Annotated in this window: 1 protein-coding gene and 1 tRNA gene; one reads left to right on the top strand and one right to left on the bottom strand. The window is 72.4% G+C overall.

All coding sequences use genetic code 11. From position 1 onward, the window contains the following. A partial coding sequence (locus RBH18_RS43910; protein ID WP_306216454.1) for a hypothetical protein occupies nt 1-465 on the top strand: 465 nt, incomplete at its 5' end. 43 nt (nt 466-508) lie between these two features. Here the strand turns inward: RBH18_RS43910 and RBH18_RS43915 are convergent. Beyond that, nucleotides 509-583 (bottom strand) — tRNA-Met (locus RBH18_RS43915). Nucleotides 584-638 lie beyond the last annotated feature (55 nt).

The raw sequence follows: 638 nt of genomic DNA on the forward strand, positions 1-638 counted from the left end.
ATGTCACCTCCTTATCGCCCGTCCGGCGCTCCGCTGTCGTCGCAGTCGACGGGGCTCACCGGCGTTAATAGAGGTGACGACAGTATTCAGGAGGTGCTCGTCATGCCGATCGCGACGCCGTCCTCGCACCCGGTCTGGTGCGACCCCCGCGAGTGTGCCGGGGCGGGGGACCCGGTCTGCCACTTCTCCGAGCTGACGAGGGTCGAGGCCGCCAACGGCGAGGCGATCGGCGTGCAACTGTCGCGCGGGGACGGTCCGACCGGTCCCGGCACCGCCCAGCCGACCTGTGTGGATCTGCTCGCCTTCACCTGCCCGACGGGTGCGGCCGTTCAGCAGATCTCCCTCGCTCCGGAGGCCGCCCGGCGGCATGCCCGGGCTGTGCTTGCCGCGGTGGCGGCTGCCGAGGGCGGTGGGCGCGGAGTGGTCGCAGGCCCCGGTGTCGGACCGGGCGGGCCGCCCTCATGAGGGGCGGGTGGGCCGCCGGCGCTCGGCCTGCGGAAGGATGGCGTGGCAGGGGTGGGATTCGAACCCACGATCTCGGGCTCATGAGGCCCGCGAGCACTCCGAACTGCTCCGCCCTGCACCGGCGGGAAGGGAAATCGCGTGCGCTGCCTGGTGCAGCTGAGCACCCCCAGCAG

It is taken from the genome of Actinoplanes oryzae, from assembly GCF_030757795.1.
In the GTDB taxonomy this organism is placed as follows: domain Bacteria; phylum Actinomycetota; class Actinomycetes; order Mycobacteriales; family Micromonosporaceae; genus Actinoplanes.